This window comes from Lactobacillus delbrueckii subsp. delbrueckii DSM 20074 = JCM 1012 (genome assembly GCF_001433875.1).
In the GTDB taxonomy this organism is placed as follows: Bacteria; Bacillota; Bacilli; order Lactobacillales; family Lactobacillaceae; genus Lactobacillus; species Lactobacillus delbrueckii.
Genome location: NZ_AZCR01000111.1, coordinates 1238 through 1605, shown reverse-complemented (window position 1 = coordinate 1605; position 368 = coordinate 1238). Strand labels below are relative to the sequence as shown.

The window sequence follows — 368 nt, the reverse complement described above, 5'->3', positions numbered from 1 at the left end:
GCGAATCTGCTGTTATCTGATTTGACGCCTTTTTCTTTTACGAACGTCAAGTCTTCCTTGGCAATGACCGCCGGATGCTCTGTCGCGATCATTCTGTTTATCGCATGGTTGATAAAGCTTCTGACAGTTTCTTGCGCTGACCGGTAGCTCTTGTCATACGACTTTCTGCCGATATTGTTCTGCTCCAGATTCTTGAGCTTGCCAAGCAGTTTTATTTTCTTCCTCAAAGCAGTCTTAGACAAAGGTTAGTTTGCCTTCTCCAGTCGCTCAAGCTGCTGATTGAGTTGCCAGCGCAAACTCATATATGGCTGGCGATTTGTGTTTCGTTTCGCTTGCCGTATTTGTCAACGATGGCATTGGCAAGCTCA

General features: G+C 45.9%; 1 pseudogene. It reads right to left on the bottom strand.

Features of this window, described 5'->3' with window-relative positions:
* Positions 1-368: pseudogene (locus tag FD23_RS10835) on the bottom strand (RNA-guided endonuclease TnpB family protein); the annotation flags it as partial.